This is a genomic window from Mycobacterium sp. 2-64, assembly GCF_035918375.1.
Classification (GTDB): domain Bacteria; phylum Actinomycetota; class Actinomycetes; order Mycobacteriales; family Mycobacteriaceae; genus Mycobacterium; species Mycobacterium intracellulare.
This window is the reverse complement of sequence record NZ_CP142361.1, coordinates 3935516-3954853: the sequence shown is the minus strand read 5'-3', so window position 1 is coordinate 3954853 and position 19338 is coordinate 3935516. Positions and strand designations below refer to the sequence as shown.

17 protein-coding genes are annotated in these 19338 nt (G+C 66.5%); 9 read left to right on the top strand and 8 right to left on the bottom strand.

What is annotated here, in order from left to right:
• The first annotated feature begins 40 nt into the window (after positions 1-40).
• Positions 41-1057, top strand: a complete 1017-nt coding sequence (locus tag QGN31_RS18340; protein WP_043954621.1) for a dihydrodipicolinate synthase family protein — start codon at positions 41-43, stop codon at positions 1055-1057.
• Between the two features lie 62 nt (positions 1058-1119).
• Here the strand turns inward: QGN31_RS18340 and mbp1 are convergent, their stop codons facing one another.
• The gene (gene mbp1, locus QGN31_RS18335; protein ID WP_014941529.1) at positions 1120-1356 is read right to left on the bottom strand and encodes a microaggregate-binding protein 1; all 237 of its coding nucleotides are present in this window, start codon (positions 1354-1356) and stop codon (positions 1120-1122) included.
• A 263-nt stretch (positions 1357-1619) separates the two neighbouring features.
• Here mbp1 and QGN31_RS18330 point away from each other — a divergent pair, with 263 nt between their 5' ends.
• Genes QGN31_RS18330 through QGN31_RS18305 form a run of 6 tightly spaced genes read left to right on the top strand, consistent with a single transcriptional unit; the run spans position 1620 to position 8389 of the window.
• Complete coding sequence (locus tag QGN31_RS18330; RefSeq protein ID WP_009957714.1) at positions 1620-2444, top strand: enoyl-CoA hydratase; 825 nt, start codon at positions 1620-1622, stop codon at positions 2442-2444.
• Positions 2445-2463: 19 nt separating this feature from the next.
• Entirely contained in the window at positions 2464-3666 is a 1203-nt protein-coding gene (locus QGN31_RS18325) for an amidohydrolase family protein (RefSeq protein ID WP_008254956.1), read from the top strand.
• A 22-nt stretch (positions 3667-3688) separates the two neighbouring features.
• On the top strand, positions 3689-5314 hold the full coding sequence (locus QGN31_RS18320; RefSeq protein WP_014941530.1) for an acyl-CoA synthetase: 1626 nt from the start codon (positions 3689-3691) through the stop codon (positions 5312-5314).
• On the top strand, positions 5311-6141 hold the full coding sequence (locus QGN31_RS18315; protein ID WP_008254960.1) for an amidohydrolase family protein: 831 nt from the start codon (positions 5311-5313) through the stop codon (positions 6139-6141). Before QGN31_RS18320 ends, QGN31_RS18315 begins: the two co-directional genes overlap by 4 nt.
• Before the next feature lie 2 nt (positions 6142-6143).
• Complete coding sequence (locus tag QGN31_RS18310; protein WP_009957710.1) at positions 6144-7196, top strand: acyl-CoA dehydrogenase family protein; 1053 nt, start codon at positions 6144-6146, stop codon at positions 7194-7196.
• On the top strand, positions 7196-8389 hold the full coding sequence (locus QGN31_RS18305; RefSeq protein ID WP_014379618.1) for an acyl-CoA dehydrogenase family protein: 1194 nt from the start codon (positions 7196-7198) through the stop codon (positions 8387-8389). Before QGN31_RS18310 ends, QGN31_RS18305 begins: the two co-directional genes overlap by 1 nt.
• A gap of 12 nt (positions 8390-8401) precedes the next feature.
• On the opposite strand, the gene QGN31_RS18300 is transcribed toward QGN31_RS18305, so the two are convergent.
• The 4 genes from QGN31_RS18300 to QGN31_RS18285 all read right to left on the bottom strand — a co-directional run bounded on the left by QGN31_RS18300 (position 8402) and on the right by QGN31_RS18285 (position 13579).
• On the bottom strand, positions 8402-9643 hold the full coding sequence (locus QGN31_RS18300) for an amidohydrolase family protein (RefSeq protein WP_014941531.1): 1242 nt from the start codon (positions 9641-9643) through the stop codon (positions 8402-8404).
• Between the two features lie 83 nt (positions 9644-9726).
• Positions 9727-10872, bottom strand: coding sequence for a thiolase family protein (locus QGN31_RS18295; protein WP_009957706.1), 1146 nt, complete (start codon positions 10870-10872; stop codon positions 9727-9729).
• Between the two features lie 261 nt (positions 10873-11133).
• Positions 11134-12348, bottom strand: a complete 1215-nt coding sequence (locus QGN31_RS18290) for a CaiB/BaiF CoA transferase family protein (RefSeq protein ID WP_043955647.1) — start codon at positions 12346-12348, stop codon at positions 11134-11136.
• 22 nt (positions 12349-12370) lie between these two features.
• Positions 12371-13579: a cytochrome P450 gene (locus QGN31_RS18285; protein WP_014941533.1), complete on the bottom strand. Its 1209-nt coding sequence runs from the start codon at positions 13577-13579 to the stop codon at positions 12371-12373.
• Positions 13580-13732: 153 nt separating this feature from the next.
• On the opposite strand from QGN31_RS18285, the gene QGN31_RS18280 reads away from it, so the two are divergent.
• Together QGN31_RS18280 and QGN31_RS18275 are read left to right on the top strand one after the other, a co-directional pair.
• A complete protein-coding gene (locus tag QGN31_RS18280) occupies positions 13733-15166 on the top strand; it encodes an aldehyde dehydrogenase family protein (RefSeq protein WP_008254972.1) in 1434 nt (477 codons plus the stop codon).
• Positions 15163-16365 carry a cytochrome P450 gene (locus tag QGN31_RS18275; protein ID WP_014941534.1) on the top strand — a complete coding sequence of 401 codons (1203 nt, stop codon included), beginning with the start codon at positions 15163-15165 and terminating at the stop codon, positions 16363-16365. Before QGN31_RS18280 ends, QGN31_RS18275 begins: the two co-directional genes overlap by 4 nt.
• Here QGN31_RS18275 and QGN31_RS18270 read toward each other — a convergent pair whose 3' ends face one another.
• The 3 genes from QGN31_RS18270 to QGN31_RS18260 are packed head-to-tail and all read right to left on the bottom strand — an operon-like array spanning position 16366 to position 19334.
• Complete coding sequence (locus QGN31_RS18270) at positions 16366-17208, bottom strand: SDR family NAD(P)-dependent oxidoreductase (protein WP_014941535.1); 843 nt, start codon at positions 17206-17208, stop codon at positions 16366-16368. It abuts the gene before it with no gap.
• A complete protein-coding gene (locus QGN31_RS18265; RefSeq protein ID WP_014941536.1) occupies positions 17205-17678 on the bottom strand; it encodes an SRPBCC family protein in 474 nt (157 codons plus the stop codon). Before QGN31_RS18265 ends, QGN31_RS18270 begins: the two co-directional genes overlap by 4 nt.
• Before the next feature lie 3 nt (positions 17679-17681).
• Positions 17682-19334 (bottom strand): acyl-CoA synthetase, encoded by a 1653-nt coding sequence (locus tag QGN31_RS18260; protein WP_014941537.1) that lies wholly within the window; start codon positions 19332-19334, stop codon positions 17682-17684.
• Positions 19335-19338: the final 4 nt, after the last annotated feature.

Here is a 19338-nt window from a genome sequence, read left to right as displayed (position 1 = left end):
TGGGTCGAAGAAATCGATTGGCAGACAGAAGGAGTCGACTGTGGCTACGGCAGCAGAGGCACGCGCGTGGGCGCCCGGCGCATTGCGGGGGATCGGTGACTCCCTCTACACCCCGTTCTGCGGGACCGACGGCGACGACATCGACTGGGACGCCTACCGGACACTGGTGCGCTACTGCGTCGGCGATCTCGGGCACCCGATGTTGTGGTGCACCAGCGGCATTGCCGAATTCTGGTCGCTGACCCTCGACGAGCGGAAACGCCTGCTGGAGGTTGCGGTAGAGGAGGCGCGCAGCATCAATCCCGGTGTGGTGGTGCAGGCCTGCACGGCGGCGATGTCGGCGAAGGACTGTTTGGAACTGACTCTGCACGCCCGGGAAGCGGGCGCCGACATCGTCTACATCCAGACGCCGATGATGGAGGCCCACGGCGGCGAAGGCGTGCTCCGCTTTTTCCAATACGTGGCTGCGCGCACGAATATCGCTCTGGGCATGTTCAATTCGCCGTCCTCGGGCTACGTGTTGACGCCGGCCGAGAGCGCACGCATCTACCACGAGGTGCCCGCGGTGTGCGCCACCAAGGAGGGCGCCTTCCGGCCGGCGGCCAGCCGCATGCTTCATCAGCTGGCGCCCGGTCTGGCCGTGTGGGAATGCGACAAAACGGTGTACCGGGCGGGGTGGCTGCGCGACGGGATCGTGTGCCCGGCGCAGCTGGGTACCTCGGGCTACCTGTTCGAGACGCCCGAGCGGCGATTGTTCTCCGAGTATTGGGATTTGGTGCAGAGCGACAAGCTCGTCGAGGCCATGGACTACGCCCGCGAATCCGGGTTGGATCAGTTCGACCTCGACGTCGGATCGTGGTGGACGTGCTATCCGGGGCGCGCGGACTACTTCACCCACTGGGGCGGCGCGTTCAAGTACGCCGCGTCGCTGCTGGGGTTGCCCATCGGCGCGTATCCACATTCCCGCCCGCCGCAGGCCGAATTACCCGCGGAGGCGAAGGCCCAGATCGAGCACGCCTACAAGCGCCTGGGTTTGATCCAAACGGTGTTGCAGTAGAAGGGATTACCACGCGAAGCGAGCCCGGTTAGGAACCGGGCCCGCTCGCTCAGACCGACCGTCTACTGCTGTTCGGCCCGCTCACGCTGCTCGTACGCCTTGGCCTTGCCGCGGGCCTTATCGGCGGCTTCCTTTTTCCCGGCGCTGCGCTGCGCATCCGCCTTGTCCTGTTGGGCCTTGCCCTCTTCGATCAGGTCGTTGTGGCCGATGATGATGCCGATGACCTGCTTGGTCCTCCCGAGGACGTCTTCCACGATGCCCCGGACGAGTTCGACCGGTCCGCTCTTGGTGTCAACCATTGCCTCTCCTTCCCCCATGTGATGATCGGCTCCTCTACGCGTTCCCGATCGCGGGGTCGACGCAAACATGGGTCAGCGTGTCGATCGCCACATCCCGTCGCCGCCCCTCGGCCTAGGGGGTGATCACGGCGCCAAGCGGACGCCCAAAAACGCTGTTTAGTCGCCGTTCACGGGGGTGTGGGCGCAGTTGTGGAATGCGGTACCGATAGGTATACAGTATGGGTACAAACTCGCCAGTTGGTCAGCTATGAGGGGACGGTCATATGGGCGCCGCCGACCGTGTGGTCACCGATGAGGCGGTGCTGTATGAAACCACCGAAACCGGTGTTGCGGTCGTGACCTTCAACCGTCCCGAGCGCCTCAACGCCTGGGGCCCCGACATCTCGAGGGGCTTCTACGCAAGCATCGACCGCGCCGAAGCCGACCCCGCGGTGCGGGTGATCGTGTTGACGGGTGCCGGCAAGGGATTCTGCGCGGGCGCGGACCTGGGTGGCGCGGGATCCATCGACGAAAAACTCGGGGACGGCGACACCGACGTCACCAAGCTGGTCGGCGACCGCCACCCGCATTTCCTCACCGAGCTGCGCAAGCCGATCATCGCCGCGGTCAACGGCGCCTGCGTCGGGATCGGCCTGACGCACGCCCTGATGTGTGACGTCCGGTTCGCGGCCGCCGGAGCCAAATTCGCCACCGCGTTCACCCGGCGGGGCTTGATCGCCGAGTACGGCATCTCCTGGATCCTGCCGCGGCTCGCCGGCTGGGGCGCGGCGATGGACTTGCTGTTGAGCGGGCGCACGTTCTTCGCCGAGGAGGCCGCGCAACTCGGACTGGTCAAGGACGTCGTCGCGCCCGAACAACTGATGTCGCGCGCCCTGGCATACGCCGACGACATCGCGCGCAATTGTTCACCGGCGTCGCTGGCGGTCATCAAGCGGCAGGCCTACGGCGACGCGCTGCGCGATGTCGCCGATGTCAGCGCCCGCGCCGAAACACTCATGCACGAGTCGCTGCTGCGGCCCGACGTTGTCGAAGGCATCACCAGCTTCCTGGAGAAGCGGCCACCGCGGTTCCCGCCATTGGCCACCTAACCAGCCGGAAAGGAACATCATGACCACCCTGAACTATCGAGCGATCGACGTCGACAATCACTACTACGAACCGTTGGATTCGTTTACCCGCCATTTGGACAAGCGGTTCAAACGGCGCGGTGTCCAGATCGTCAGCGACGGCAAACGCAGCTGGGCCTTGATGGGCGACCGCATCAACCACTTCATCCCGAACGTCACCTTCGACCCGATCATCGTGCCGGGCTGCCTCGACCTGTTGTTCCGCGGCGAGATCCCGGAAGGCGTCGACCCGGCCTCGTTGATGAAGGTCGAGCGGCTCGCCGAGCACCCGGAGTACCAGAACCGCGACGCCCGGATCGCGGTGATGGACACCCAGGACATCGAGACGGTGTTCATGCTGCCGACGTTCGCGTGCGGAGTTGAAGAGGCGCTCAAACACGACATCGAGGCGACGATGGCCTCGGTGCACGCATTCAACCTGTGGCTCGACGAGGACTGGGGCTTCGACCGTCCGGACCATCGCATCATCTCCGCCCCGATCATCTCGCTGGCCGATCCGGTCAAAGCCGTCGAAGAGGTCGAGTTCGTGTTGGCGCGCGGCGCCAAGCTGGTCCTGGTGCGGCCCGCGCCGGTGCCCGGGCTGGTCAAGCCGCGGTCGCTGGGCGATCCCAGCCACGATCCGGTGTGGGCCAGGCTGGCCGAAGCGGGAGTGCCGGTGGGATTCCACCTCTCCGACAGCGGTTACCTGGCGATCGCAGCGCTGTGGGGCGGGAAATCGACTTTCGAGGGCTTCGGCGCGAAGGATCCGCTGGATCAGGTGCTCCTGGACGACCGGGCCATTCACGACACCATGGCCTCGATGATCGTGCACGGCGTGTTCACCCGCCACCCGAAACTCAAGGCGGTCAGCATCGAAAACGGGTCCTACTTCGTGCATCGGCTGATCAAGCGCCTCAAGAAGGCGGCCAACACCCAGCCCCAGTATTTCCCCGAGGACCCGGTGGAGCAGCTGCGCAACAACGTGTGGATCGCCCCCTACTACGAGGACGATCTGCCGGAGCTGGCCGAGGTCATCGGCGTCGACAAGATCCTGTTCGGTTCCGACTGGCCGCACGGGGAAGGACTCGCATCGCCGGTGTCGTTCGCCGAGGAGCTGAAGGGCTTCAGCGAGTCCGATGTTCGAAAGATCATGCGAGACAACGCCCTAGACCTCCTAGGCGTCCAAGTCGGTTCGGCTGCTTGATTACCGGGGCGCGGTTACTTCCGTGAGCGAATGGACCATCGGCGCGGTGCTCGACGAGATCGCCGCCGTCATTGGCGACCGGACGATGACGGTGTGCGGCGACCGTCGCAGCACCTTCGCCGAGTCGGCGGACCGCACCCGCCGGCTGGCGAACTTCCTGGCGAGCAAGGGATTCGGCGCACACCGGGAGCGGGCGGAACTGCAGAACTGGGAATGCGGGCAGGACCGGGTCGCGCTGGTGATGCACAACGATCTGTACCCCGACATGGTCATCGGGTGCCTCAAGGCCCGGACCGTCCCGGTGAACATCAACTACTACTACACCCCGCGCGAGGTCGGTGAACTTCTCGATTACGTACAGCCCCGGGCGGTCATCTACCACCGGGCGCTGGGCGCCCAGTTCGCCGACGTCCTCGCCCGCGATGGCGCGGACTTGCTGATCGCGGTCGACGACGGCAGCGAGACCCCGCACCTACCGGGTGCGGTGTCGCTGGAAGACGCCCTGGCGCAAGGGGATACCGACCAGCGCGTCGTCGGGTCGCCGGACGACCTGCTGATGATCTGCACCGGCGGCACGACCGGCCGGCCCAAGGGTGTGCTGTGGCGGCAGTCCGACATCTATGTGTCGTCGATGGTGGGGGCAGACCACGCCTGCGCTGAGGAGATTCACGACAAGGTGCGCGGGGCGGCCGGGGCGCCGTGGTTCGCCGTGTCGCCGCTGATGCACGCCGCCGGCATGTGGACGGCGTTCTCGGCGATCATGGCCGGCACGCCCGTGGTGATGTACGACACCGGCAAAAAGCTCGACCCCCGAACGGTTCTCGAAACGGCGCAGCGCGAGAAGGTCGGCTTGATGACCATGGTCGGCGACGCCTACGCGGCGCCGCTGGTGACCGAACTGCGCCGCGGCTCCTATGACCTGTCGTCGCTGTACGCGATCGGCACCGGCGGCGCCGCGACGAACCCGAAATACCAACGCGCCCTGGTGGAGTTGATCCCCCAGGTCACGGTGATCAACGGGTACGGCTCGTCGGAGACCGGGAACATGGGATTCGGCCACAGCCGGCGCGACACGCAAACCGACACGTTCACCCTGCGGGAGGGTGGACTGGTCCTCTCCGAGGACTACACCCGCTTTCTCCGTCCAGGCGAGGCCGAGGTGGGCTGGGTCGCCAGGGAGGGACGAATCCCGTTGGGGTACTTCAACGATCCCGACGCAACCCGCAAGACCTTTCCCGAGATCGACGGCAAGCGGGTGGTGATATCGGGCGACCGCGCCGCGCTGGAGGCCGACGGCACCCTGCGGCTGTTCGGCCGGGACTCGCTGGTGGTCAACACCGGCGGCGAGAAGGTCTTCGTCGAGGAAGTCGAAGAGGTGCTGCGCGCCCACCCGGCGATCGCCGACGCGCTGGTGGTCGGGCGCCCCAGCGAGCGCTGGGGAGAAGAACTCGTCGCCCTCGTCGAACTCCGGGCAGACGCCGCCGCGACGGCAGACGAGCTGCACACGCTGTGCACCACGCAACTGGCACGGTTCAAGGCGCCCAAGGAATTCCTGTTCGTCGAGCACGTCCAACGCTTGGGCAACGGCAAGGCCGATTACCGTTGGGCGAAACGTCACGCAACAGCAAAGGCGCCGATGTCCACATGAAAGCAATCGATTGCCTGGTCAACGTGCACTTCGGCGAGACCGAGAAGCAACCGACCTGGATGCTCAAGGTGCGTGACGACTACTTCAAGGGGCCGGAGTCCATGTTCGCGCCCGTCGAGCTGACCGAGTTGCTCGACGAAATGGACGCGCACGGCGTGCGCAAGGCCATCCTGATGGACAACCTCGCCAAGCCGTCGGTGACGGCGCGCAAATTCGTCGAGGACAAGCCCGAGCGGTTCGCCCTGGCCATGGGCGGGGTGAACCTGCTGCGGCCGATGCCCTCCCTGCGGGAGCTTACTGCCGTCGTCAACGACCTGCCCGTGGCGTATGCGGCTGTGGGGCCGAGCTTTTGGGGGGACGGCCAGTACCCGCCCAGCGACGCCGTCTACTACCCGCTCTACACCAAATGCGCCGAGCTCGAGCTTCCGCTGTGCATCAACACCGGCATCCCCGGGCCGCCCATCCCCGGGGAGGTGCAAAATCCGATCCACCTCGACCGGGTGTGCGTGCGGTTCCCGGAACTGAAACTGTGCATGATCCACGGCGCGGATCCCTGGTGGGACATCGCGATCAGGCTGCTGATCAAGTACGCCAACCTGCGCCTGATGACGTCGGCGTGGTCGCCGAAACGGTTACCGGAGAGCCTGCTGCACTACATGCGGACGCGCGGTAAGGGCAAGGTGATCTTCGGTTCCGACTGGCCCGTCCTGAAAATGCACCGCGTCGTGCCCGAGGCCGCCGCGCTGGACTTGCCCGCCGACGTCCTCGAAAACTATCTCTACAACAACGCCCAGGAATTCTTCTTCAGTGGCCAGGAGGAACGCTGAGTATGGACCGTTACGAACTACGTAGGCTCGACTACAGCCTGACGTCGGATCATGAGGCGTTGCAGGCCGCGTACCGCGATTTCTTCAAGACGCATTGCCCGATCGAGACCGTGCGCGCCGCGGAGGAGACCGGCTTCGACAAGAACCTCTGGGAGCGGTTGTGCGCCATGGGCGCAACCACGATGGCCGTGCCGGAATCCGCGGGCGGAGACGGCGCGACGCTCGTCGACCTGACGCTCGTGGCCGAGGAGATCGGCCGGTCGCTGGCGCCGGTGCCGTGGATCGACCAGGTCTGCGCCGCGCGCCTGCTGGCCCGACTCGGCGCGGCGGAACCCGATGTGGTCCAGGGCACGCGACTGGCCGCGTTCGATCCCCAGCACGACAGCGCCTCCGGGGCGCGGCTGCTGCCCACCGGGTCGATCGCCGACCAGATCGTCGTGCGCGACGGCGAGGACGTCGTCGCGCTGAGCTTCGGCACCCGCCCGGCGAAGGTGGACAACATCGGTCGGCTGCCGATGGCCTGGGTGGATCCGGCCACCGCCGACACCCGAACCGTCCTGGCCAGCGGCCCTGGGGCGGCGGCGGAATATCAACGCGCGCTGGATGAGTGGCGGGTGCTGTCGGCGGCCGCGTTGGTGGGCTTGGTGGAAGAGACCATGACCATCGCCGCCGAGTTCGCCAAGACCCGCTACACGCTGGGCGTGCCGATCTCGACGCTGCAGGGCATCTCCCATCCACTGGCCAACATCGCCATCACCGTGCAGGGCGGCCGCAATCTGGCGCGGCGCGCGGCCTGGTTCCTCGACAACGAGCCCGACGAACGCCCCGAGTTGGCGCCCTCGGCGTTCGTGTTCATGGCGGAAGAGGCGCCCAAGGCCGCGACCATGGCGGTGCATGTGCAAGGCGGTCTTGGTGTTTCGGCGGAGGCGGCCGCGACGGCCTATCTTGTGCGTGCCCGCGGCTGGGCACTGGCCGGCGGGGATCCCGGGGCCAGCGCGAAGTACATCGGCGAACTCGTCGCGGCGCGCGAAGGCAACTCGAGGAAGGGCGCATAGTGGATTTCTCACGTGTCACGCTGTCCGACGACGATCGGCGTTTCCTCGACGAAGCACGCGAATTCCTGCGCACCCATGTGACCGAGGACGTCAAGCGCCGGGACCGCGAGACCGGCGACAACTTCGACGAAGGGGTGCACCTGGCGCTGGGCGCCGCCGGATACCTGGAACGCGAATGGAAGCCGGAAGCCGAAGGCGGCTTCAGCCGCGTGCATCGCCGCATCTGGGAACTCGAGAAGCGGCGCGCCCACGTGCCCTGGGTGACCTGGGGCACCACCGCCATGGTGGCGCGTTCGGTCGCGCGGTTCGGGTCGAGCGAATTGCGGGACGAGGTGCTGCCGGGCGTCTTCAGCGGGCACGTTCGGCTGTGCCTGGGCTACACCGAACCCGAGGGCGGATCCGACATCGCCACCTGTAAGACCCGCGCGGTGCGGGACGGGAACGGCTGGATTATCAATGGCTCCAAGATGTTTACCACCGGTGCCCACAACTGCCGGTACGTTTTCCTCATCACCAACACGGACCCGACTGCCCCCAAGCACAAGAGCCTGACCATGTTCCTGGTCCCGCTGGACTCCCCGGGCATCGAGATCCAGGGCATCCGCACCGTCGATGGCGATCGCACCAACATCGTCTACTACAGCGACGTGCGCGTCGACGACAAGTACCGGCTGGGCGACGTGAACGCGGGCTGGACGGTGCTGCGCGAGCCGCTCAACGTCGAGCACGGCGCGGTGGCGGCCGCCCCCGACGGGCTACAGGACGTGTCGATCATGATGCATCAGGCCGGGTTCATGGCCGACGCGCTGGACAAGGCCGCGGGTAAGGTGTCAGAGCGGGATCCGAACGGGCGCAGGCTCATTGACGATGCGGCGGTGGCGTACCGGTTGGGGCGCAGCGCCGCGCGCATGGAAGCGGCGCTCAGTGCGCCCAGCATTTTCGGCCGTGTCGCCCTCGCGCAGACGATGCGTGACATCTCCCCGGACCTGATGGACATCCTCGGCACGGCGTCCGCGCTGCCGATCGGCACCGACGGCGCGGCCGACGACGGCGCCGCGGAGTACGTGTTCAGGTTCGCGCCGCTGGTCGGGATCTACGGCGGCACCCTCGAGGTGTTCCGCAACATGATCGCGCAGTACGTGCTGGGCCTGGGCAAGCCGGCCTACGCGCCGGTCGCGCAGAAGGCTTCCTAGCGCTCGGCGGGCTTAACCTGTGCCGGCGAGGGCGGGCGGGTTGACGGCGTCCGGGTCGGGGTTGGCGATCGGCAGGCCCATGAACCGGCGCGCGTTGTCGCCCATGAAGTCATAGGTGCGCCGCTCGTCCATGTTGTCGGCGTATTTCCAGAAGCCCTTGGGTTCGGCGAGGCCTTCGGGGTGCGGGTAGTCGGAGCCGAACAGCACTCGGTCCCATCCCACCGTGTCGACGACGTCGGCCACGCAACCCTCCCAGAACGGGCTCACCCAGATGTTGCGGCGGAACACGTCGTGGGGATGCTCCGGGAAGTTCTGTGGCATCTTCTTGTATAGGTCTTCAAAGTCGTTGAACAACGGGAAGATCCACGAACTGCCGTTCTCGACGCTGGCGATGCGCAGCTTCGGGAACCGGGTCAGGGTCCCGTGGCAGATCAGGCTGGTGATCATGTCGGCAATTTCGCGGTGCCCCAGCACCATCCAGCGAAATGCGCTCATGGCCATGAAATTCTGGGTGTGGGGCGGTTCCCACGTGCCGACGTAATCGTCCAGCGGAGGGTAGCTGGCATGCAGCACGATCGGCAGGCCCGCGGCCTCGACATCGCGCCAGAACGGGTCGAATTCGGGCAGCGCCGGCGACCGCCAGCCGTGGACGCCGTTCACGGGACCCGGTTTGATCAGCGCGGCGCGGACGCCGTTGGCCAGAAGGTAGTCCAGTTCGCGCTGCGCGGCGTCGACCTCAGACAAGTTGATGATGGGTGTGGAGAAGACGCGGTCGGCGTAGTTGTAGGTCCAGTGTTCGGCCATCCACTGGTTCAACGCGTGGATGATCGCCAGTGTGAGCTCGGGGTCGTCGGCCGAGGAGTGCTCGACCAGGCTGGCCAGCGTGGGGTAGTTCAGCGCCTCGACGACACCCTGGCGGTCGAGTTCGGCCACCCGATCGACCGGGTTACGGGTCGCGGCCGGCGCCGCGATGGCCGGTCCCTGCATCTCGCGCAACGTGAGGCCATCGGTGTTTTCCCCGGCGAAGAACTTCTCGTGCGCGCCGGGGGCCGCGACGCGTTCGAACGTCGGGTTGGGGATGAAGTCACTGACCTTGTTGTTGATCACGATGCGGGTTTGCCGCCCGATCTGGGCGAATTGGACGGCCCGCGAATACCTTTCCGGAAGGTATTTCGTCAGCGCTTCGGGCGTTTCGTACATGTGCTGGTCGGCGTCGAAGATCGGCGCTCCGGTGAATTGGGTGGATTGAGCCACGGGGATAGGTGCCCTTTCTTGCGTGAGCAGACACAAAAGCACGGAACACACCGGCGAGTCGGGTGCTTTGGTGTCTGCTCGCGCTAGGTGGTCAGGATGGTGGCCGCGGCGGTGCCGGGCGCACCGTAGAGCTGAGCGAATCCGACGCGTGGTTCACCGGCCACCTGACGATCGCCGGCTTCGCCGCGGAGTTGGCGCACCAGCTCGTGAATTTGCCGCAGGCCCGACGCCCCGATCGGTTCGCCGTTGGCGATCAGCCCGCCGTCGGTGTTGACCGGCATCGAGCCGGTGATCTCGGTGGCGCCGTCGGCCAGCAGCTTCTCCTGCTCGCCGTCGGCGCAGAAACCGCATTCGGCCATGTGGATGATCTCGGCGCCGGCGTCGGTGTCCTGCAGCTGAATGACGTCGACGTCTTCCGGTGCCACACCGGCCTTTTCGAACGCGGCCTTGGCGGCATACACAGTCGGCGCCACGTCCTCGTCGACCGGGGCGAAGGTGGTGTTCACCTCGTAGGCGCCGTAGCGACGGGTGCGTACCTCGACCGCCCGCACGAAGATCGGCTTGGCGGTGTAGCGGTGCGCGATGTCGGCGCGGCACATGACCACGGCGGCGGCGCCCTCGTCGGGCGCACAGAACATGTACTGGGTGAGCGGGTAATTCAGCATCGTCGAGTTGAGGATCTCGTCTTCGGGAATCGGTTTGCGCCGAAACGCGTTCGGGTTCCGCGCGCCGTTGCGGAAGTTCTTGGCCGCCACCTTGGCCAGCGTCTGCTGGGAGATGCCGTGCTCGTGCAGGTAGCGGTTGGCTTTCATGCCGAAGAACTGGGTGGTGAGGTACTGGCCGTTCTCGGCGTACCAGCGCGGCATCCCGACCAGGGCCGGGTCCTCGGTGAACGCGCCGCGCGGATGCTTGTCCAGGCCGATGGCGATTCCGATGTCGTAGTCGCCCAACCGGATTCCGTCGGCGCAGGCCTTGGCGGCGCTGGCAGCAGTCGCGCAGGCGTTGAACACGTTGGTGAAGGGGATGCCCGAGAGCCCGACCATGCCGACGATGGCATCGGGGTTGGCGACGGTCCAGCTGCCCCCGGTGGCGGCCTGGATGTCCTTCCACTGCACGCCCGCGTCGTCGACCGCGAGCCGAATCGCGTCGACGCCCATCTCCATCGCGGACTTGCCCTCGAAGCGACCGAAGGGGTGCAGGCCCACGCCGATGATCGCGACGTCATTCATTTGCGCCACTCCTCCTCATCACTCCGTTCTGCATCGTCGTCGGCGCGATTCATGCGCGCCACTCCTCCTCATCACTTCGTTTTGCATCGTCGTCGGCGCGATTCATGCGCGCCACTCCTCCTCATCACTTCGTTTTGCATCGTCGTCGGCGCGATTCATGCGCGCCACTCCTCCTCATCACTTCGTTTTGCATCGTCGTCGGCGCGATTCATGTGCGCCACTCCTCCTCATCACTTCGTTTTGCATCGTCCTCGGCGCGATTCATGCGATGGCTCCTGAATCTTTGAGTTCGGCGATGCGGTCCCAGTCCATCCCGAGTTCCATCAGGACGATTTCGGTGTGCTCGGATGCTTGCGGGGCCCGGGTGGTGACGAGCGGTTCGTGGTTGAACTGCACCGGCCCGCGGACGACCTTGAACGGTGCACCGCCGTCGTTGGACTCGACGTCGACGATCATGTCGTTGGCGATGGCTTGCTCGTCGTCGGCCAGATCGAGGAGGCTCTGAAACGGCGCCCACTGGCCCTTCATCGTTTTCAGGTGCTGTCGCCAGTAGTCGAAGGGCTTGCCGGCGAAGGCCTTTGCGATCAGCTCGGCGGCAGCGTCGGCGTTTTGGATCAACGGCAGCACTTCGCAGAAGCGGGGATCGTCGGCCGCCTCGGGGATGCCGAGGTGCTCGAAGGTGTCGCGAATGTAGCCCGTCGGGCTGACGATGCACAGGTTGATCGTGCCGCCATCGGAGGTTAAGTAATTGCCCAGGAACGGATTCACCGACGCGGCCGCGGATCCGGGCATCGGGGTGCGCATGACCTCGCCGGTTTCCATGCCCTGCGTCACGCTCGCGCCCGCCGCCCACCACGCCGTGCTCAGCAACGACACGTCCAGCTCGAGCGCTTCGCCGGTCCGCTCGCGGTGCAGCAGCGCGGCCGAGATGCCGCCGGCGATGAACATGCCGCCAATGGAGTCCCCGAACGCGGGAATGCCCTGTCCCAGTGCACCGCCCAACTCCTCGGGGGTCAGCGCGTACCCCACCCCGCTGCGCGTCCAGAACGCCGTCCCGTCATAGCCCCCGACGTCACGCTCGGCGCCCTTGTCGCCGTAGGCCGAGCCGCGCGCATACACGATGTTCGGGTTCACCGCGCGGATGTGCTCCACGTCGAACTTGTGCTTCTGTCGCTGCGCGGGCATGTAGTTGGTCAGGAACACATCGGCGGACTTGGCCAGTTCGTAGATCACTTCCTGACCGCCCGGCGTGGAGACATCGATCCCAACGCTGCGCTTGCCCCGATTGGGATGCTCTATCAGCGGATGCCGGTCGGGATTGAGCTGGAAGCCACCCATGTTGACGAAGCCACGCTGAGTATCGCCGCGCGCCGGATGCTCGACCTTGATGACGTCGGCACCCCAGTCGGCGAGGATCGCGCCGGCGGCGGGGACGAACGTGAACTGCGCAACCTCGAGGACCCGAAAGCCCTGCATTACCTTGACCATTCCCGGGACCCTACTTCGCGTCGAACGTAACCGGAAGCGCGGTCGGCGAACGGAACGGCTGACCGTGGATATGCGGATCGTCATCGGTGAGCAGGTTGATGTTGGTCACCCGATCCAGCAGGCATTCGAGCGCGACCCGGGTCTCCATGCGCGCGAGGTGCAGCCCCAAGCAGGTGTGCTCACCGGCGGCGAACGAGATGTGCGGCACGTGCGCACGGAAGATGTCGAACTCTTCCGGGCGCTCCCAGCGGTGTCCGTCGCGATTCGCCGAGCCGATGCAGAGGTCGACCACCGAGCGGGCCGGGATCGTGACCCCTTCCAGTTCGGTGTCTTCGGAGGTGAACCGCTGCACCGTGGTCAACGGCGTCTCGAAGCGCAGGCCCTCCTCGATCGCCGGTGCGATCAGGGTGCGATCGGCCTGCACCGCGGCGAGCTGCTCGGGGTGGGTGAGCAACAGGAACAGCAGGTTGCCCGAGGACCGATAGGTGGTTTCCAGCCCGGCGGGCAGCAGCAGGCGCAGGAACGAGTAGATGGCTTCGTCGCTGAGCTTTTCGCCGTCGATCTCGGCGGTGACCAGGTCGCCGATGATGTCCTCGGTCGGCTCGGCCCTGCGCGCTTCGATCTGCTCGAGGAAGTAGTCCTTCAACGCCGCCGACGCTTCGAAGGCGCGTTCGTATTTGACGGCGTAGCTGATCAGTTCGACCGCGCGTCGGTGAAACATGGGCAGGTCGTCTGCCGGCAGACCCAACAGGGTGGCGATGACCCGGGTGGGAAACTCGAAGGTGAATTGGCGGACCAGATCGGCCCGGCCGGAGTCGATGAACTCGTCGATGAGGGCGTTGCAGATCGGCCGGACGACGGTGGGTTCCCAGCGGGCCAGGGCCTTGGACTTGAACGCCGCGGACACCAGGTTGCGGTGGTCGCGGTGTTTTTTGCCCTCCATCGCCAGGATGGTCGGCCCCATGAACAGGCCGATGGTGGTGTCGTACATCGCCGAACTGAACACCCGGCCGTCACGAAACGCCTTGTTCACCGCGTCGAAGGACACCGCCGCGAAGGACCGCTTGGGTCGCAGCGACTCGGGGGTCTTGGAGTAGTCCATGACGGTGCCGTGGAAAACCCCGCCCTCGCTGCGCTTCCGCGCGAAGTAGGGGTACGGGTCGCGCAGGTAGTCGCCCGGCTTGTCGCCGGTGACGGCATCCTGAAGCTGACTTTCCACGGCTGCTCTCCGGCTCGGGTACACGGTCGTACTGTAAAGATTACAGTAGACTATATCGACGCGGCTACGGCTGCCGTAAGCTGTGCAGCCATGGGTTCAGTTGGCCAACAGGTTGACGGTCCGGCGGGGCGGCGGCAAGCCGATTTACGGGCGATGCTGGACCGGCAACGGCGCTCCTTTGTGGCCGAGGGGCCGCCCACCGCCGCGGTCCGGCGCAACCGTATCGATCGGCTGATGGCGCTGCTGCTGGACAACAGCGACGCGTTCATCGATGCCATGGCCGCCGACTACGGCACCCGGTCCAAGGCGGCCTCGTTGTTCACCGAGATCATCGGGATCACTTCTGTGGTCGAGCACACCAGATCCCATGTGGCGCAATGGATGCGTCCGGCCAAACTGATGCCCGCCGCGCGGCTGTGTGGCCTGCGGGCCGAAGTCGAGCCCACCCCGCTCGGCGTCGTCGGCGTGATCGGTCCGTGGAATTTCCCGGTCAACCTCGTGGTGCTGCCCGCGTCGGCGGCGTTCGCCGCCGGCAACCGGGTGATGATCAAGATGTCGGAGATCACCGCGCATACCGCGGATCTGATGGCGGCGACCGCGCCCAAGTACTTCGACCCGGCCGAGCTCGACGTGGTCACCGGTGGCGCCGACGTCGCGGCCGCCTTCGCGGCGTTGCCGTTCGATCATCTGTTCTTCACCGGCTCGCCGTCGGTGGGTGCGTTGGTCCAACGCGCGGCCGCCCAGAACCTCGTTCCGGTGACCCTGGAACTGGGCGGCAAGAACCCCGTGGTGGTTGCGCCGGGCGCCGACATTGCGCGATCGGCGGCGCGCATCGCGCGGGCCCGGATGGTCAACGGCGGACAGGTATGCGTCTGCCCCGATTACGTCATGGTGCCCGACGACCACCTCGACAGCTTCGTCGACACCGCCCGCGAAACGTTGCGCGGGATGTTCCCGACGGTGATCGCCAACGCCGACTACTGCTCCAGCGTCAACCAGGCCAATTTCGACCGAGTGGTACGACTGATCGACGACGCGCGGGCACACGGCGCCCGCGTGGAAACGATTGGCCCGGAGGGCGAGTCGCTGCCCGACCGCGCCAGCCGCAAAATTGCGCCCACCATTGTCCGCGACATCGACGACCGGATGCGGATCGCCGACGAAGAGGTCTTCGGCCCGGTGTTGACCGTCATGGGCTACTCCCGTCTGAACGAGGCGATCGACTACATCAACGGGCGGCCGGCGCCGCTGGTGGCGTACTGGTACGGTCCCGACGACGAGAATTTCCGCAGCTTTGTCCGCAACACCCGCAGCGGCGGCGTCGCCCGCAACGACTTTGCGGCGCAGATGATCCCATCCGCGGCGCCGTTCGGGGGAGTGGGGCGCAGCGGGATGGGCGCCTATCACGGCAAGGCCGGGTTCGACACCTTCAGCCATTACCGCACCGTGGTCGGCAATGACCTGCCGTTCAGCATCACCGGAACCGCGGCGCCGCCGTTCGGCAGTTCGTTGCGGTTCTACGCCAACACCGCCCTGCGAATCGCGCGGGCCCGCACGCACCGCCGCCTCAAGAAAGTTGCGAAATGACCGTCGCCTTGGAATTCGACCCGTTCTCGGAGGACTTCTTCAACGGGTCGTACGAAACCTACCGACGGATGCGTGAGGAAGCCCCGGTCTACTACAGCGAACGGTACGACTTCTACGCGCTGAGCCGCCACGTGGACGTCGCCGCGGCGTACAAGAACTTCGAGACGTACTCGTCGGCGCGCGGCGTGGACCTCGCGGCGGTGCGCTCCGAGGAACCGATGGGGCACAAGTCGATCATCATGATGGACCCGCCCGAGCACCGGCACATGCGCGGCCTGGTCAACAAGGTGTTCACGCCGCGCGCGATCGAAGCGATGCGCCCGCTGGTGACCGGACTGGTCGACCGCTATCTCGACGCCACCGACCCCGCGGGATTCGATGTCGTCCAGGATTTCTCGGCGTTGTTCCCCGTCGAGGTCATCACGACGATGCTCGGGGTGCCGGAAGAGGACCGTCAGCAGATCCGGCTGTGGCTCGACACGTTCCTGCACCGCGAGCCGGGCGAGGTCGAGATGTCGGAGGCCGGCGTGCAGGCCGCGACGCAGATGGCGATCGCCTACTACCAGTTGGTGAAGGAGCGCAGGGCCGCCCCGCGCGACGACATGATCAGCGCCCTGGTGGCGGCCCGCGTCGAGCGCGAGAACGGTGAGCTCACGGCCTTGGACAATATCGAAATCGCCCAGTTCGCCGTGCTATTGGGTGGGGCCGGCGCCGAGACGGTGACCAAGCTGGTGGCCAACGCGGTGGTGCTGTTTGCGCGCCATCCCGAGCAATGGCAGAAACTGCTCGACGACCGCAGCAAGGTCCCCGCGGCCGTCGAAGAGGTGCTGCGCTACGAATCCCCGAACCAGTACAACGTGCGCTGCTCGCGCGAAGACGTCACCGTGCACGGCGTCACCATCCCCGCCGGCAAGCCGGTGTTTTTGCTGCTGGGTTCGGCCAACCGTGATCCCGGCGCGTGGACGAAGCCAGAGGTCTTCGACATCGAGCGTGACCGCACCGAGGCGCAGAACCTCGGATTCGGGTACGGGATCCACAGCTGCCTCGGGGCGGCGCTGGCACGCATGGAAAGCTCTGTCGCACTGCAGAAGCTGCTCGATCACATGCCCCGCTATGAGGTGGACTGGGCGGGCTGCCGTCGTGTCAACATGCAAAACGTCGCGGGCTGGAACAACGTCCCGGTGCGGGTGCTGCCGTAGTCAGGCGCCGGCGCGCCCCGAACGCGAATTCGTCACCCTCGCGGCATAGGCCTGCACCGCGGCGTAGTGCGCGCCTAGCAGCCGGGGCATCGCCGCCATCACGCGCCCGTCAGGGCCGATGAGGATCCTCGCCCGGTTCTTCTCGGCCCCACGCAGAATGAGGCGGGCGGCCTTCTCGGGGGAGGTGATTGCCGCGCGCGCAAAGAGTTTGGCCGCCTGGTCGGGGTCCTCCGTCTCGGCGGCGCGCATGTTGGTCCCGAAGTTGGTTTTGACCACCCCGGGGTGCACGCAGTGGACGGTCACCGGGTGACGTTCGATGATCATCTCTTGGCGCAGCGCCTCGGTGAAACCGCGCACCGCGAACTTCGCGGTGCTGTAGGCGCCTTGGTAGGGCACCGCGATCAATCCGAAGGCACTGGACAGGTTCACCAACCGCGACGGGTGCTGGGCGGAACCGGCCTCGACGAGTTGCGGCAGGAAGGCCTTGGTGCCGTTGACGACCCCACCGATGTTGATGCCGATGAGCCAGTCGAAATCTTTCCACGACATGTCCGCCACGCTCGCGAACAGGTCGACTCCGGCGTTGTTGAACAACATCGAGGCGGGCCCGAGTTGCCGGTGCACGTCTTCGGCGAAGCCCAGCACCGCGTCCCGGTCCGCCACGTCGACCCGGTACGGCGTGACCTGGCCGGGTGGGCACGCTGCTTGCGTCTGGCTGAGGCCCTTTTCGTCGATGTCGGCGGCCGCGACATGCGCCCTGCCGCGGGTGAGGGCCTGCGTCAGTGCGCGGCCGATGCCGGAGCCGGCGCCCGTGACGACAGCGATGCGCCCGTGATAGTTCATGGGTTCCCTGCCTCGACAATCGTGCGGATCCGGTCCACCGAAAGTTCGAGGTTCGCTTGAAGATCTTTACGTCGATCCCGGATGAACAAGAAGAGGCGCTCGAACGCCACTGCGGCCCATGGCAATGGGACACACATCCGGACGACTTCGGTGAGGCGCGATGTGCCGGCGGTGGAGCCGGGTTCGATGAGATATGTCCACTGCGTCCAGTCCCCGCCCATGGCCTGAACGACGAACGAGAACCGTTGTCCCGGTGCGGCTTCGGCGACGACCGCTTCGGTCCGCCACCGCCCCAGCCGCCTTCGGTTCCAGGCCCGAAAACGGTCCGGAGCCAGCCACTGGGCACGCACGGTCTCCGGGCTCCACTCCGGGATCCGCGTGACGTCGGAGACGACGGCGTACACCTGTTCCGCGTAGGCTCGCACCTCGGTCGATGCCGTCAGCGTCTCGTCCTTCTGCAGCAATGACATCGCTCAGCCACTCACCGCCTGCTCACGCGCCCACCGATAGTCGGCCTTGCCCGACGGGCTGCGCTCGATGACCGGACGGAACACGATCGCCTTGGGCAGTTTGTAGCGCGCCAACGTGTTTGAGGCGTGGGCCACCAGCTCGTCGGCCTCGGCGCGGGCGCCCTGGGCCAGCGCCACGACCGCGACAACCTCCTGGCCCCACCGTTCGCTCGGCCGCCCGGCGACCACCACGTCGGCCACGGCGGGATGCGACGCGATGGCCGTTTCGACCTCCTCGACGAAGATCTTCTCGCCGCCGGAGTTGATGGTCACCGAGTCGCGGCCGAGCAGTTCGACGGAGCCGTCGGCGCCGTGGCGCGCGCGGTCACCGGGGACGGCGTAGCGAACGCCGTCGATCACCGGAAAAGTCTTGGCGGTCTTGGCCGCATCGCCCTTGTAGCCGAGCGGAACGTAACCGCGTTGGGCCAGCCAGCCCATCCCGTCGTGCCCGGGTTCCAGGATCGCCGTCAGATCCTCGGCGGCCACGAACGTGTCCGGCCCGGCATTGAACGTGCCGGTCGCGACCGCCCCCGAGGTCGACATGTGGTGCATCTGCGCCCCGGTCTCCGACGAGCCGACGCCGTCGACGACGACGGCGTTCGGCAGCACTTCGATCAAGCGCTGCTTGACGTACGGGGTCAGCAGGGCGCCGCCGTTGGCGACGACCGCCAGCGACGACACGTCGGCGATCCCCTTCTCGATGGCGGCGACCAGGGGGCGGGCCATCGCGTCACCGACCACCGTCACCACCGCGACCTTTTCCCGCTCGATGGTGCGGACCACGTCGTCGGCGTCCAAATGATCGACGACCGTGGGGAAGACGACGGATTGGCCCGTGGTGATCGCGGTCATCACGCTCCACTGGGCCGCGCCGTGGATCAGCGGGGGCAGGATCATCAGCTTGGTGCCCGGCCCCGCGGCCGCGCGCTTCACGATCTCGTCGATGGACTGCGACGGCTCGCCGGTCATGAGGTTGCGCCCGCCGAAGGACGTCATGAAGATGTCGTGCTGGCGCCACAGCACGCCCTTCGGCATGCCGGTCGTGCCCCCGGTGTACAGGACGTACAGGTCGTCGGCGGAGTGCTGCACCGGCGGCGGTTCCGGGGACACGGATGCCAGGGCGGCCTCGTAATCGATTGCGCCGTCGAGCAAGTCGTTGCCCGAGGCGTCGGCGATCTGGATCAGTACGCGTAGCTGTGGCAGGTCGGGGAGGATCTCGGCGACCCGCGGTGCGAACGCGGCGTGGTAGAGCAGCGCGGTGGCCCCCGAGTCCGCCAGCAGATACTGCAGCTCGCTTTTCACATAGCGGAAGTTGACGTTGAACGGGGCGACCCGCGCCTGGAAGCTGCCCAGCAGCGCCTCGACGAATTCGTTCCCGTTGTAGGCGTAGAGGCCGAGCAGGTCTTGGCCCACCTCGTGGCCCGCCAGCGCGTCGCGCTCGGTGTGACACCCCAGCCCCTGCGAGTGCAGGTAGGCGGCCAGCCGGTTGGAGCGGTCGATCACCTGCGCGTAGGTGTACCGGCGATCCCCATGGATGATCAGCTCGCGGTCGGGGATGGCCGCCGCGACGGCCTTCGCGACGGCAGGCACCGTGAATGTTGTTGTGGTGTCGGACATCGTG

Coding starts and splice junctions, on each gene's coding strand:
- QGN31_RS18310 (WP_009957710.1), top strand. CDS start 6,144: ATGGACCGTTACGAACTACGTAGGCTCGACTACAGCCTGACGTCGGAT.
- QGN31_RS18260 (WP_014941537.1), bottom strand. CDS start 19,334: ATGTCCGACACCACAACAACATTCACGGTGCCTGCCGTCGCGAAGGCC.
- QGN31_RS18275 (WP_014941534.1), top strand. CDS start 15,163: ATGACCGTCGCCTTGGAATTCGACCCGTTCTCGGAGGACTTCTTCAAC.
- QGN31_RS18290 (WP_043955647.1), bottom strand. CDS start 12,348: ATGCAGGGCTTTCGGGTCCTCGAGGTTGCGCAGTTCACGTTCGTCCCC.
- QGN31_RS18315 (WP_008254960.1), top strand. CDS start 5,311: ATGAAAGCAATCGATTGCCTGGTCAACGTGCACTTCGGCGAGACCGAG.
- QGN31_RS18270 (WP_014941535.1), bottom strand. CDS start 17,208: ATGAACTATCACGGGCGCATCGCTGTCGTCACGGGCGCCGGCTCCGGC.
- QGN31_RS18280 (WP_008254972.1), top strand. CDS start 13,733: ATGCTGGACCGGCAACGGCGCTCCTTTGTGGCCGAGGGGCCGCCCACC.
- mbp1 (WP_014941529.1), bottom strand. CDS start 1,356: ATGGTTGACACCAAGAGCGGACCGGTCGAACTCGTCCGGGGCATCGTG.
- QGN31_RS18265 (WP_014941536.1), bottom strand. CDS start 17,678: ATGTCATTGCTGCAGAAGGACGAGACGCTGACGGCATCGACCGAGGTG.
- QGN31_RS18295 (WP_009957706.1), bottom strand. CDS start 10,872: ATGAATGACGTCGCGATCATCGGCGTGGGCCTGCACCCCTTCGGTCGC.
- QGN31_RS18325 (WP_008254956.1), top strand. CDS start 2,464: ATGACCACCCTGAACTATCGAGCGATCGACGTCGACAATCACTACTAC.
- QGN31_RS18330 (WP_009957714.1), top strand. CDS start 1,620: ATGGGCGCCGCCGACCGTGTGGTCACCGATGAGGCGGTGCTGTATGAA.